At 35.5% G+C, this 13,770-nt stretch carries 13 protein-coding genes; 3 read left to right on the top strand and 10 right to left on the bottom strand.

The annotated features are described in order from the left end of the window. The first annotated feature begins 28 nt into the window (after nt 1-28). Nucleotides 29-955, top strand: coding sequence for a magnesium transporter CorA family protein (locus C245_RS0101805; RefSeq protein ID WP_017494877.1), 927 nt, complete (start codon nt 29-31; stop codon nt 953-955). Between the two features lie 73 nt (nt 956-1,028). Here the strand turns inward: C245_RS0101805 and rluF are convergent, their stop codons facing one another. The 5 genes from rluF to C245_RS0101780 all read right to left on the bottom strand — a co-directional run bounded on the left by rluF (nt 1,029) and on the right by C245_RS0101780 (nt 5,702). Further along, entirely contained in the window at nt 1,029-1,841 is an 813-nt protein-coding gene (gene rluF / locus C245_RS0101800) for a 23S rRNA pseudouridine(2604) synthase RluF (protein WP_017494876.1), read from the bottom strand. A gap of 133 nt (nt 1,842-1,974) precedes the next feature. Continuing rightward, nucleotides 1,975-2,322, bottom strand: coding sequence for an antibiotic biosynthesis monooxygenase (locus C245_RS0101795; RefSeq protein WP_017494875.1), 348 nt, complete (start codon nt 2,320-2,322; stop codon nt 1,975-1,977). A 457-nt stretch (nt 2,323-2,779) separates the two neighbouring features. Further along, complete coding sequence (locus C245_RS0101790) at nt 2,780-3,631, bottom strand: alpha/beta fold hydrolase (RefSeq protein WP_017494874.1); 852 nt, start codon at nt 3,629-3,631, stop codon at nt 2,780-2,782. Nucleotides 3,632-3,823: 192 nt separating this feature from the next. Continuing rightward, a complete protein-coding gene (locus C245_RS0101785) occupies nt 3,824-4,603 on the bottom strand; it encodes a zinc ribbon domain-containing protein (RefSeq protein WP_026109806.1) in 780 nt (259 codons plus the stop codon). Nucleotides 4,604-4,607: 4 nt separating this feature from the next. Further along, the gene (locus C245_RS0101780; RefSeq protein WP_017494872.1) at nt 4,608-5,702 is read right to left on the bottom strand and encodes a Nif3-like dinuclear metal center hexameric protein; all 1,095 of its coding nucleotides are present in this window, start codon (nt 5,700-5,702) and stop codon (nt 4,608-4,610) included. An 84-nt stretch (nt 5,703-5,786) separates the two neighbouring features. On the opposite strand from C245_RS0101780, the gene lpxK reads away from it, so the two are divergent. Next, nucleotides 5,787-6,809 (top strand): tetraacyldisaccharide 4'-kinase, encoded by a 1,023-nt coding sequence (gene lpxK, locus C245_RS0101775; protein ID WP_017494871.1) that lies wholly within the window; start codon nt 5,787-5,789, stop codon nt 6,807-6,809. Between the two features lie 22 nt (nt 6,810-6,831). Here the strand turns inward: lpxK and C245_RS0101770 are convergent, their stop codons facing one another. From C245_RS0101770 to lipA, 3 genes are all read right to left on the bottom strand, one after another. Further along, entirely contained in the window at nt 6,832-9,000 is a 2,169-nt protein-coding gene (locus C245_RS0101770; protein WP_017494870.1) for an ATP-binding protein, read from the bottom strand. Between the two features lie 26 nt (nt 9,001-9,026). Further along, a complete protein-coding gene (gene gap, locus C245_RS0101765) occupies nt 9,027-10,025 on the bottom strand; it encodes a type I glyceraldehyde-3-phosphate dehydrogenase (RefSeq protein WP_017494869.1) in 999 nt (332 codons plus the stop codon). Nucleotides 10,026-10,116: 91 nt separating this feature from the next. Next, nucleotides 10,117-10,983: a lipoyl synthase gene (gene lipA, locus C245_RS0101760; protein ID WP_017494868.1), complete on the bottom strand. Its 867-nt coding sequence runs from the start codon at nt 10,981-10,983 to the stop codon at nt 10,117-10,119. A 331-nt stretch (nt 10,984-11,314) separates the two neighbouring features. On the opposite strand from lipA, the gene C245_RS0101755 reads away from it, so the two are divergent. Next, complete coding sequence (locus C245_RS0101755; protein WP_017494867.1) at nt 11,315-12,178, top strand: M48 family metalloprotease; 864 nt, start codon at nt 11,315-11,317, stop codon at nt 12,176-12,178. A gap of 68 nt (nt 12,179-12,246) precedes the next feature. On the opposite strand, the gene C245_RS0101750 is transcribed toward C245_RS0101755, so the two are convergent. After that, nucleotides 12,247-12,627 (bottom strand): PH domain-containing protein, encoded by a 381-nt coding sequence (locus tag C245_RS0101750; protein ID WP_017494866.1) that lies wholly within the window; start codon nt 12,625-12,627, stop codon nt 12,247-12,249. A gap of 169 nt (nt 12,628-12,796) precedes the next feature. Beyond that, a complete protein-coding gene (locus tag C245_RS0101745) occupies nt 12,797-13,621 on the bottom strand; it encodes an energy transducer TonB (protein ID WP_017494865.1) in 825 nt (274 codons plus the stop codon). Nucleotides 13,622-13,770: the final 149 nt, after the last annotated feature.

Here is a 13,770-nt window from a genome sequence, read left to right as displayed (position 1 = left end):
TGCTACGCTAAACACCTGCAATTTTGAAATGAAAGCCTTTTACAAAAACAACAACGGACTAATCGAGATACAAGAATGGACTCCAAACTGCTGGATCAGCATTGAATCTCCTTCAGAAACAGAAAAAAAGTACTTACTGGAAGAACTTCAGATTCCTGAAGCTTTTTATAACGATATTGAGGATATCGACGAAAGACCCCGTATGGAGTCTGAAGACGGCTGGACTTTGTTTATCATGAGGGTTCCTATAAAAAGTAATGATGTTAAGCTTCCTTTTCAAACCATACCTTTGGGTTTGATTTTTAAAGATGATGTTTGCGTTACGATTAGTTTTTATGAAACCGAGATAGTTTCTGATTTTCTTCAATATACAAGACGAAAAAATATAGTAATCAAAGACAATTTCGATTTAGTGATGAGGTTACTGCTGTCGTCAAGTGTCTGGTATTTGAAATATTTAAAGCAGATCAATCAAAAGATAAAACTGGCCGAAGACAACCTGGAGAAATCGATCAAGAACGAGGAATTACAGGCGCTTTTACAGATTGAAAAATGTCTGGTGTTTTTTATTACTTCCTTAAAAGGGAATGATGTTTTATTTCACAGAATCAAAAATTTAAAAGCTCAAAGAGAGCATTTTGATCCGGATTTGCTGGAAGATGTTGATATTGAATTAAGTCAGGCTCAGGACACTGCAAATATTTACAGCAATATCTTGACAGGTATGATGGATGCCTATGCTTCAGTAATTTCCAATAACATGAATAATATTATGAAGCAAATGACTTCGATTTCTATTATTCTGATGATTCCTACTTTAATAGCGAGCTTGTATGGAATGAATGTGCCGAATGGTCTGGAAGAAAGTAAGTACGGTATTTGGATTCTTCTCTTAGTGTCTGTTATCTTATCATCAGTCGGAGTGTTTTTATTCAAAAGAAGAAGGTGGTTCTGATAAAAAAAACAATTTCTAATATTAAAGAAAATCCCTTTCGTTTTATCGAAAGGGATTTTTTTATGCGAATATTTTAATAGTCTCCTCTTTTCTTAAATCGGGGATCGTGTTTCGATATAAATTCGGTTCTTCGTTTTGGAGCTTCCTCTTTTGGGAGACTGGCTTCCTCTGTTTTACTGGACGGTGCGATCAAATGATTCAGTTCTTTAATTTCAGCATCGGTTAAATCACGATAACGACCCACCGGAACATCCAATGAGATGTTGATGATTCGGATACGTTTTAAAGCAGTTACATCGTATCCTAAATATTCACACATTCTACGAATCTGACGGTTCAGACCTTGTGTCAGAATAATTTTGAAGGTGTATTTACTAATTTGTTCTACTTTGCATTTTCGGGTAACCGTGTCCAAAATTGGAACACCATTTCCCATTCGCTGTATAAAACGATCTGTAATAGGTTTGTTAACCGTAACGGTATATTCTTTTTCGTGATTGTTTCGTGCGCGTAGAATTTTGTTGACAATATCACCGTCATTAGTCATGAAAATCAATCCTTCACTCGCTTTGTCCAAACGTCCAATCGGGAAAATACGTTTAGGGTAATTGATATAATCTACAATATTATTTCGAACCTCGAGATTGGTCGTGCATTCAATTCCAACAGGTTTGTTGAATGCTAAATAAACCATTTTTTCGTTTTTCTCGACAATCAGCTTTCCATCAATACGTACTTCATCATCCGGTGAAACTTTCGTTCCCATTTCCGGTACAGCACCATTTATTGTTACGCGTCCTTCTTCAATAAGTTTATCGGCTTCACGACGAGAACAATATCCTGTTTCTCCTATAAATTTATTCAGACGTTTTAAATTCTCTTCCATAGTGCAAAAGTAGTCAAAATTTGGACTTCTTAGATTGTTAGACTTCTTAGATTTTTAGATTGTTGGATGGTTAGATTTCTTAGATTCTTAGATTTTAATCTTAGAACCTCAGTGCCTCAGAACCTCAGAACCTTTACTTCGCATGAAAATCTGAACTGTCTGCAGGGGTTTCATTGCGGTCAAACATTCCGTAATCCCGAACTACGGCGGCAATTCGTAAGTGATAATCTTTAAAAATTTCTTTACGTCCTCTGGCTTGTGCGTGGCGATGCATTTCTAAATTTCTCCATTGTTGAACACTTTCTTCATCCTTCCAGAATGACAATGACAAAACTTTCTCAGGATCATTTAAACTCTGAAAGCGTTCGATTGATATAAAACCTTCTATCTTGTCTAATTCTGGTCGTAAACTTGCGGCAATAGACAGATACTCTTCTTTTTTTCCTTCGTTTGGAATTACTTCAAAAATTACAGCGATCATTTTTTTTAGATTTTTAGATGGTTAGACTTCTTAGATCCTTAGATTGTTAGATGGTTGGATTTTTAGATTGTTTGGCTTTGATTTAAAGTTGTCAACAACTTCGTGTCTTAGATAAGCCTTTGCACCTCTGTACCTTTGCATCTTTGAACCTTTTTAAGAAGCAAACAAAATTTTTTAGATTTTTAGATGGTTAGACTTCTTAGATCCTTAGATTGTTAGATGGTTGGATTTTTAGATTGTTTGGCTTTGATTTAAAGTTGTCAACAACTTCGTGTCTTAGATAAGCCTTTGCACCTCTATACCTTTGCATCTTTGAACCTTTTTAAGAGGCAAACAAAATTTTTAGATTTTTAGATGGTTGGATTTTTAGATTGTTTGGCTTTGATTTAAAGTTATCAACGACTTCGTGTCTTAGATAAGCCTTTGCATCTCTGCACCTCTGCATCTTTGAACCTTTTTAAGAAGCAAACAAAAACTCAATAACCTTTTGATACAATTCATCGTCATGCATTCCGTGCCCCAAGCCTTTAGTTTCGATAAACTGACTGTTTTTCCAATTACTGGCGATTTTTTTGCCCTCCTCAAAAGCAACAATCTTGTCTGAAGTGTCGTGTGCAATTAACCCCGAAACATTAAATTCTGAGGCAAATCGCTGTCCTGAAAAATCCTCCAGTTTAAAATTAAAACGATTCATGAATTTACTTTCCAAAAGCGAAAACATTTTGGTGTTCAGGCTTAACATTGAGATGTAATTGTCAATCAGTGTTTTTAGATCAGACGGTGCTCCCAAAATGACCATTTTGTTGATGCTGGTGTTAGGGAACAAATACTGATGATAGACACATGCTGCGCCACCGATGGAATGACCAATAATAATGGCAGGCTGGTATTTTTCGACCGCTTTATTGATAAATTCAGCATATAGCGGAACGTTAAACTCTTTACCGCTGCTTTGCCCGTGTGCCGGAGCATCAATCGCGATAATGGTACTGCCTGATTTTTGAAGGTGCGGTAAGGTTTTTTTCCAACGCGAAGCATTACTTTCCCAACCGTGAACAAGCAATATCTTGGTTTCGTTACCTTTCCAGATATACGTTTGAAAATGATGTTCATTATGATGAAACGTCTCTGTTTCTGTATTTCTTAATACTTTGGGCAGTGCTTCTTTCTTTAGTCTTCCAATTCTGGGTTGGCTAAAAAGGGCATAAGAAAGTTCCATCGCTTTTTGCGGACGAACATAGCTCAAAAAGTTAATATAAGACCCAACCGATTTTAAAGTGATAAAACGGATTCCTTTTTTAATTCCCAAAACAAATAATTTAGTGATAAAAATAATATTCGGGAATCAACCTAAAAAAGTTTCGCCACGAATTACACAAATTTAGCGCGAATTTTTATTCTTTAATGTATCAAAATAGAAATTGGCAAAATTTGTGTAGTTCGTGGCAAAGAAATAGTACTTAGGTACAAAAAAAAGTCCCGATCAGATCGGGACAGTTATTTAGATTTTAGAGAACAATTGTTCCATTTTTTCTTTTTCTTCTTCAGCTAATGCGCTGTCAACCAGAATTCTTCCAGAGTGCTCATCAGTGATGATTTTTTTTCTTGAAGCAATTTCCACCTGAGTTTGTGGAGGAATTGTAAAGAATGATCCCGCTGAAGCTCCTCTTTCGATAGATACTACCGCTAAACCATTACGAACACTGCTTCTGATTCTGTTGTAAGCAGCTAATAAACGCTCTTCGATTTGTGAAGCAAACTCTGCTGATTTCTCAGTTAAGAAGATTTCTTCTTTTTGAGTTTCAGCCATAATTGCATCCAGTTCAGATTTTTTATGTTTTAAATGCGAACTTTTTGCGTCAAGTTTTTCTTTTAAATTAGAAATAACTTCTTTTTTATGTTCGATAGAAGCTTTCATTTCTTTGATTTGCTTTTCAGCCAATTGAATTTCTAATTCCTGAAATTCAACCTCTTTAGTCAAAGAATTAAATTCTCTGTTATTACGAACTGATTCTTGTTGTTTCGTGTATTTTTTGATCACCTCTTTGTGCTCATCAATGGCAATTTTCTTCCCTTTGATTTGCTCTTCAATCACTTCAAGTTCTCCTTTCAGTTTCTCTGAACGCGTGCTTAAACCAGCAACTTCATCTTCTAAATCTTCTACTTCTAAAGGAAGTTCTCCTCTTACGTTTCTGATTTCGTCAATTCGGGAGTCAATAAGCTGTAAATCGTATATTGCTCTTAACTTGTCCTCAACACTTAATTCTTTCGTATTCGCCATATTCTTATAAGTACTTAACTGGATTTGTATTTTCTTCTGATAAAATGATGGCAAAATTAAGGATTTTTTTTCGAAGATAATCAACAATATAGTTTTTTGTATACCGTTCGCTCTCAAAATGACCAATATCGGCTAAAAGAAGTCGGTTTTCTGCTTCGTAAAATTGATGGTATTTTAAATCGGCAGTTAAAAAAGCATCTGCCCCCGCCTGAATAGCATTTTTTATGGCAAAACTTCCTGAGCCTCCTAAAACAGCGACTTTCTTTATTTTTTTTCCTAAAAAAGCAGAATGACGAATTCCGTCTGCAATCATTTTGTCTTTTACGGAATATAAAAAGTCTTTTTCATCCATTTCAGTTTCAAATTCACCAACCATTCCCAATCCAATATTTTGATGGGAATTTTTCAGATCATATATTTCATAAGCTACTTCCTCGTAAATATGGCTGGCAAATAAAGCTTTTAAAATTTTAGACTGTAAGTGTTTTTCAAATATGACTTCGATTTTTATTTCAGTTCCCGTGTGTAGTTTTCCTCTCTCTCCAATTACAGGATTGCTGTTTTCATTTCCCTGAAAAGTAAAAAAGCCTTCGGTATTAAAACTACAGTTGTCATAATTTCCAATTGTACCCGCGCCGGCCTGAAACATAGCATTGCGAACTTTTTCTGAATTATCAGGGGTGGTGTAGGTAACCAACTTTTGAATGAAACTTTGTTTAGGGATTAAAACTTTAGTGTTGATCAGGCCTAAGGCATCACAAAATATTTTATTAACTCCCTGAGAATGGTTGTCTAATGCCGTATGAACGGCATAAATAGCGATGTCGTTTTTGATAGCCTTTAAAATGGCACGCTCCACATAGTTTTTACCTGTTATTTTTTTAATTCCCGAAAATAAAATAGGATGAAAGCAAACTACCAGATTACAGTTTTTGGCTATTGCTTCTTCAATTACAGTTTCTAAAGCATCATGGCAAACTAAAACTCCGGTACTTTCCGTTTCGGTATCACCGACTAAGAGTCCAACATTGTCAAAATCTTCGGCATAAGCCAAAGGAGCCATTTCTTCCAGAACAGCTAATATTTCTTTGATTTTCATTTTTTAGTTTTATTTCAGGTTTTAAGTCCTGTCTTGTGGTGTAAACTTGAAACAAATTAACGAAAAATATTATACTTTCGTAGAATGAATGTACTTAGAAAAATACTTTTTCCGTTTGCGATTTTATACGGATGTGTCACTGCAGTGAGAAATTTTCTTTTCGACAAAGGAATTTTAAAATCGACTTCATTTGATATTCCGGTTATTGCGGTTGGAAATCTTAGTGTTGGCGGTACAGGTAAAACACCACAAATAGAATATCTGATCCGATTGTTGTCTCAGAAATATAAAGTTGCCACTTTAAGCAGGGGTTACAAAAGAAAATCAGAAGGTTATGTATTGGCGAGTGAAAGTTCTAATGCCGAAATTTTAGGCGATGAACCGTTTCAGTTTTATCAAAAGTTTCCCAATATTCAGGTGGCCGTTGATGCGAACAGAAGAAACGGAATTACACAATTGCTTTCGCAAAAAGAAAAACCCGAAGTGATTTTGTTAGACGATGCCTACCAGCACCGAAAAGTGAAAGCCGGGTTTTATATTCTGTTAAGTTCATATGACGATTTGTATGCAGATGATTTTATGCTGCCAACCGGAAATTTGCGTGAGAGTAGAAGCGGAGCGGATCGTGCCAATATTGTAATTATAACAAAATGTCCAAAAGAACTGTCTGAAGGAAAGCAGGAAGAAATCAGGTCGAAATTGAAGTTAAGGAGCTCCCAGCAGCTGTATTTTACTTTTATTAACTATGATGATTTTGTTTATAATGAAGAAGAGCAACTTGCTGTAAAAGATATTAAATCAGAATCAAAATTGCTTTTAGCCGGAATTGCAAAACCTACACCATTTTTTGATTATTTGAAAAATGAAAAAGAGGACTGTTTGACTTTTCCTGATCATCATCATTTTTCTGATGTAGATGTGGCAAATATTCTGGAAAAAGCCAATCATAGAAAAATCATTACAACAGAAAAAGACTATGTTCGGCTGAAAGATTCCAAATTGATTTCACAATTGTACTATCTGCCGATAAAAAGTACCTTTATCAATAACAGTCAGAATTTTGATACTGCGATTCTGGAGTATGTGCAAAAAAACTTAATAGCGTAGAGTCTTAGCTCCTAGCACCTTTCTAAAAAAATCGGGCTATAATACTGTAGAATTCGTCCGGAACAAATGGTTTTGTAATCACATCGTTCATTCCGTAAGACAACAGCATGTCTCTGTTTTCATCTAGTGAAATAGCGGTAAGAGCAATAATCGGAGTGGTTTTGTCAAACTCTCTGATAAGTTTTGTAGCTGTTGTTCCGTTGATTCCCGGTAAGTGAACGTCCATGAGGATCATGTCAAAACGTTTTACTTTTAAAAGCTCAACTGCATCTTCACCATTGTCGATGATTTCGCAGCTGATGTTTTTATTTTCAAGCATTTTTCGAGTAATCATTTGATTGATTTTGTTGTCCTCGATCAATAGAATTGATTTGTTGTTTAATTGTACGTCGTTGTATGGTTTTATTTCTTCAATCGTTTTCAATTGTTCTTTATTGATCTTAAAATTTAGTTTGAATGTAAAAGTTGAACCTTTGCCAACTTCGCTTTTTAGTTTGATTTCTCCTCCTAAGAGCTCAATTAGTTTTTTGACAATCGTAAGTCCAAGGCCGGTTCCGCCATATTTTCTGTTTACTTCTATCGATCCTTGTGAAAAACTTTCAAAAACAGTCTGAAGCTTATCTTCCGGGATGCCAATTCCGGTGTCCACAATCTCGAAGTAAATAGTTGTGTTGTCTTCTTCCAATTCATATAATTTTGCAATTACATTGACATGTCCGTTTTGAGTAAATTTTAAAGCATTATTGATTAAATTCAGGATGATTTGGGACAGCTTTGTAGGGTCCCCAATTATATTATCCGGAATTGCCTCGTCTATTTCAAGGTTAAAGTAGTTTTTGTTGGCGGTAGCCAGTTCCTTTAATGAACTCTGAATGTTAAAAAGAAGCTCTTTCAGATTAAAGCTTATGTTTTCTATTTCGACCTTTGTCGAATCAATTTTATTAATTTCCAGAATCTCATTGATAAAAGTAGTCAGGTAATTTCCTGAGAACTTCAAAGACTCTAAATATTTTAGTTGTTTTTTCTTCGGGTTATCTTCCAGTAATAAATGAGTGATTCCGTTAATGGCATTTAAAGGAGTTCGCAGTTCATGACTTACTGTCGATAAAAATTCAGATCGGGCTTTAGATGCCTTTTCAGCTTTATTTTTGGCCAAAATGAGTTCTTTGTTTTTCTCTCTTAACAGTAAATTATTCTGATTTCTAATAATATTGTTTTTGTACAATGCTAAACTCAAAAGAGATAAGATCGAAATAAGAGCAATGGCCAGAATACTTACCAGTTTAGAATATCGGTAGGTTTTTAACTGAATTTTCTCTTCACTTTCCTTTTTAATACTGGCTTTTAAGGACTCGTTTTTCTTGAATTTTTCAAATTCATCGTGATCCGTTTGAGTGTTTTTTAGCTTTAAGACGTAATTCTCTAACTGATAATGTTCTTCCAGGTACGAGTAAGCAAGATCAAATTTTTTGTTTTGTCGGTAATACTGACTGATGGCCAGAACAATTTTTGATTTTTGGGCCAGATTATTTGTTTTGGCATTATAATTTAAAGCATTTTCAAAATAAACGATAGCCGAATCATTTCGTTTCAGTTGTGTTTCAATTAAGCCTAGTTGATAATACGAATCGGTTTTGGTTTTTAGGATCTCAGTATTGTCCGGCCGTTGTGTTATTTTTTGAAAAGTTTCAGCTGCTAAAGGCAGGTTTTTAGCAGTTTTTAAAGCTATTGCTTTTTGATAGCTTAGTATTTCAGCATGATCCTTAATCTTTAGCTGGTTTAAAAGCTCTTCGGCTTTTCGGTAGTAGATTGCCGCAGTTTCGTAATTGCTTTTTGTGGTATTGGTTAAGCCAATATAGTGCAATGCCAAAACTTTTGTGCAGGTTGGCTTTGTGTTTTCAAACAGAGCAACGCTTTTGTGAAAGTTTTTTAGAGCTTCTGCATAATTTTTTTGCTGGTAATAAATTTTTCCAAGCTTAAAAGTCTGATTGGCCAGGTTTTCTAATTTATTGTTGGCCTCACAAAAGTCAATTGATTTCTCGGTGTAATAAATTGCCTTTTCGTATTTTTTATTGCTGAGATTGGTGTCCGTTAGTTTGTTATAATAGGAAACGCTATCCGTACTCTTTTTAGATTGAGAGTACAAAAACGAATTTAATAGACAAACAACAATAAAAAGATAGTGTTTCATGTATGGCAATGCTTTTACAATGAATCTTAGGTTTTTCTTATTAGTAAAATTAAATCGATCAATCTTGATGAGTATCCAATTTCGTTATCGTACCAACCCACAACCTTTACCATTTTGTCAATAACCGAAGTTAATTGAGCATCAAACAAACACGAATGTGTGTTGCCAATTACATCAACAGAAACGATTGGATCTTCTGTGTAATCCAGTATTCCTTTTAAATTTGTTTTTGAGGCTTCTTCAAATGCTTTATTTATTTCTTCAATCGTAACAGCACGTTTTACGTTAAACGTTATGTCTGTTAAGGAACCATCGGGAACAGGAACACGAATTCCGCATCCTCCGATTTTATGATGCAAGTTAGGGAAAATTTTTGTTAATGCCTTAGCTGCACCTGTAGTTGTTGGAACAATCGACTGGCTTGCACCTCTTGCACGACGTAAGTCTTTATGTGGTTGGTCATGAAGACTTTGGTCTGTGGTGTAAGAGTGTATCGTTGTGATATAAGCCTGCTCAATTCCACACAATTCATCGATGATTTTTATCATTGGAGCCGCATTGTTTGTCGTACAGCTTGCATTGGAAACAATGTTTTCGCTTCCGTCAAGAATGGCTTCGTTAACTCCTAATACTACTGTTTTGATGGTATCAACTTCTGATGGAGCCGAAAGGATTACCTTTTTTGCTCCGGCTTCGATATGGGCGTTTAGTTCTTCGTGCGTTTTAAATTTTCCTGTTGATTCAATTACAAAATCTATCTGGTGACTTTTCCAATCCAGATTAGCGATACTTTTTTCATGGAAAAAGAAAAAATGTTTTCCATCAACAATAATTCCTTCCTCGTCATGACTGACTTTAAAAGGTAAGACTCCATGAATACTGTCGTATTTTATCAAATGCGACATGGTTTTGTTGTCAGCAATGTCGTTAATGGCAATTACTTCAATTTCAGGATGGTTTAAAAGTAAGCGAAATAAATTTCGGCCTATTCTTCCAAAACCGTTTATAGCAATTCTTGTTTTCAAGCTTTTCGATTGTTTGTTACATCGTTTAATCGTCGACTGGTTTAACCGTACTTACGATTAAACGATTGAACAAATAAACGGTTAGACTTTTTTATAAAATGTGTTTTTGTGCTTTGTAAGAAGAACGAACCAGTGGTCCGCTTTCTACGTGACGGAAACCTAATTCAAGACCAAATTTTTCATAACGGGCAAATTGATCAGGTGTTATAAATTCTTTTACAGGCAAATGTTTTTTACTTGGTTGAAGGTATTGCCCAATAGTAACCACATCAACATTTGCATTTCGTAAATCAGTCATCGTTTGAAAAACCTCTTCTTCAGTTTCTCCAAGTCCAAGCATAATTCCGGATTTGGTTCTGTTGATTCCTTTTTCTTTCAGGTAACGTAAGACTTCCAGACTACGATCGTATTTTGCCTGAATACGTACTTCACGAGTCAAACGACGAACAGTCTCAACATTGTGCGAAACCACTTCAGGATTGGCCTCAACAATACGATCTATATTTCTTTCGATTCCCTGAAAATCAGGAATCAGGGTTTCAAGAGTCGTACTCGGATTCATTCTTCGGATTGCTTTTACCGTTTCAATCCAGATAATTGAGCCACCGTCTTTTAAATCATCCCTGTCTACGCTTGTAATTACGGCATGTTTAATGTTCATAATTTTTATAGAACGGGCTACTTTTTCAGGTTCATCCCAATCTACCGTTTCAGGGCGTCCGGTTTTTACACCGCAGAAACCACAGGAACGGGTACATACATTTCCCAATATCATAAAAGTAGCGGTACCTTCACCCCAGCATTCTCCCATATTTGGGCAGCTTCCGGAAGTACAAATAGTGTTTAGACTATACTTATCTACCAAACCACGAAGTTCAGTGTATTTTTGTCCAATAGGAAGTTTAACCTTTAACCATTTAGGTTTTCCTGTTGGTATATTTTCAGTGACTGTTTCCATATATCAAAATTCAAAGTACAAAGATAAGCAATGTAGTTTATTTGGAGATTCGTTTAAGATTTAATTTGGTACTGACAGACTTGGAGTTTCTATAACGCACTTTTGGTAATAATCGTGCAAGTGTGTTAAAATTTTATTTTTAAAGCATTGATGCGGAATAAAATGCCTCTTTTTTGTTTGCCAATTCGAGTAAGAGTGACGATTTTGTTTGACTGCTCATTTTTACTCATTTAAAATTTATATCTTTATTTGTTAAAAAATTAGTCGAAATGCAATTCAAATGGAATTGGCTTTGTACTACATTTGTTGTTAAATTGTAATCATATAAAACATGAAAAAGAAATTTATAGTATTGGGAGTTTTGTTTGCCGCTTTTGGTTTTACAAAAATAAATGCGCAGATTAATTTTGGTGAAAAAGCATTGGGTGCTGTTCAAAAAGGAGTTAGCGGTTTTACTTTTAGCAATGCTGATGCCGCTGCTTTATCAAAAGCTGCTGTTGATAAAATGGATGCTGAAAATCAGGTTGCAGCTGCGACTGATCCGTATACTCTAAGATTGAACAGAGTTTTTGGAAAACATACTGCGGGTGACGGTTACACTTTAAATTATAAAGTTTATAAAGTAAAAGAGGTTAATGCTTTTGCAACTGCTGATGGAAGCGTACGCGTATATTCAGGATTGATGGATATTATGGATGACAATGAATTACTGGCAGTAATTGGTCACGAAATTGGTCACGTAGCGAATCAGGATTCCAGAGACGCAATTAAAGCGGCTTATAGAAAAGAAGCTTTGTTAGAAGGAGCTGCTTCTCAATCAGCTACGATTGCAAGTGTTACCGACAGTCAGTTGGGTAAAATAGGTAGTGCTATTATCGATAGTAAGTTTAGCCGTAAGCAAGAAGCAGAAGCCGATTTGTTTTCTTATGAATTTTTAAAGAAAAACGGTTACAATGTAAATGCTGAAGAATCGGCCTTTAGAATTCTAGCTAAGATGAGTGAAGGTAATGAAGCTTCCTTTATCGATCAGATGATGAGTTCACATCCGGATTCAAAACAAAGAGCTGAAGATGCTAAGAAAAGAGCGGAGAAAGATGGTTTGTATAAACCGTATGTACAGCAGAAAATTGTAAATACAGCTCCGGCTAAAAAAGGAACTCCTGCGAAGAAAGCTCCTGCTAAAAAGAAAAAATAATTTTATCTTGAGTCGCGTAAACTAAACCCGACAGGTTTTTAAAATCTGTCGGGTTTGTTGTATAAGGTTTAACCTAAAACGTGAAATGCCAGTACTTTTTGTACATCGTACACATTTACCGATTTGTTGAATTGTTTTACAATGCTTGGTTGTAATTCACTTGCCACCCAGATTTTTAGTTCGGCATCCAAATCAAAAGTTCCTGCTGTTTCTACACTAAAACGTGTAATGCTTTTGTAAGCGATAGATTTGTATTCTGTTTTGCTTCCTGTTAATCCTTGTACATCAACCAGAATTAATCTTTTGTTCGTGAAGATAAAAGTATCACGAAGCAGTTTAAAACCCATTTCGATTTCTTCTCTGTCTGTTAAAAGCTGCCCGTATTTTTTTACTAACTCCTCCTGGCTAACAGAGCCGGCATTACCTAGAATAGCTGAAAATATTCCCATTTTTTAGTTTTTAATTTTAATAGATTTGATTTTTCTCCTAAGGAGCAGTAAAAGTAACTTATTTTGTTAATTTTTTTTACTGCATCGGGATTTAATTAAGAATGGGCTGGTGCTTAATGAAATAAAAAAGCAGAACCTAAGTTCTGCTTTTTCGTTTTTTATTGTTTTGTTATTCTGTTTTTATTGTGATTGGAAGGTTATAAGCAGTTCGAACAGGTTTTCCGTTTAAAATACCCGGGCTCCATTTTGTTTTTAATGATTTTAATACCCTGATGGCCTCTTTTCCGATTCCGTATCCCGGATCGTTTTTTACCATGATGTCTGTAATGGAACCGTCTTTTTCAATTACAAAAGATACATACACTCTTAAGGTTTTTTCAGCATCCAGTTCCGGTCTGTTGAAATTGTTTCCTACATAAGTATAGAACTTAGTCATTCCTCCCGGAAATTCAGGTAGTTTGTCTAAGATGGATACATTAACAGGATCTTTACTTTCTCCGGTTAAAGCTGTAGTTTCTACGCCACCGCCACTTGCTGGTAATGCATTTACGGCATTTCCTGTTCCGGTATTTGCATTGTCAACAACAGGATGATTGTCTGTGTTTACTGCAATAACATCGGGTGTGGCCTGAGTTGCGGCTGTTACAACCGGATTTACCAATTGTGTACTGGTAACGGGTGACGCAGCTGCAGTCTGCTGAGGCGCTACAGGTGGTGCCGGTGGTTCAGGTTTTACCTGAATCGGAGTTAGATCTACAGGTGTTATGGGGTCAGTAAGAACGGTTGGTCCTGTTTCTACGGGGCCATGTGTTCCAAATTTGTTAATCAACACCGACGCACTTCCCAGACCTGCCAATAATAGCAATCCCATAAATAAAGCTGTAACTGTGTTTTTTGAACTCTCCTGGCGTAATTGATAAGCGCCGTACTCTTTGTTCTTGTTTTCGAAAACAAGATCGGTCCAATTGGTTTCGTAGATGTTTGATTTAGTCATGATTTTTGGATTTTAAGGTTAGGTAACGTTAAATCATAGGCAGTACGGTTTTGGTTTTAGCTAACAACGGAGATGTTGTTGTTTTAGTATGTGGATAAATAGGTTTTTTAAGAAAAAATACGTGGATATTTTATTCTTTACCTAAAGAT

It is taken from the genome of Flavobacterium sp. WG21 (assembly GCF_000335775.1).
In the GTDB taxonomy this organism is placed as follows: domain Bacteria; phylum Bacteroidota; class Bacteroidia; order Flavobacteriales; family Flavobacteriaceae; genus Flavobacterium; species Flavobacterium tructae.
Note: the sequence above shows the minus strand (reverse complement) of the source record. Positions and strands in the feature narration are given on the sequence as shown.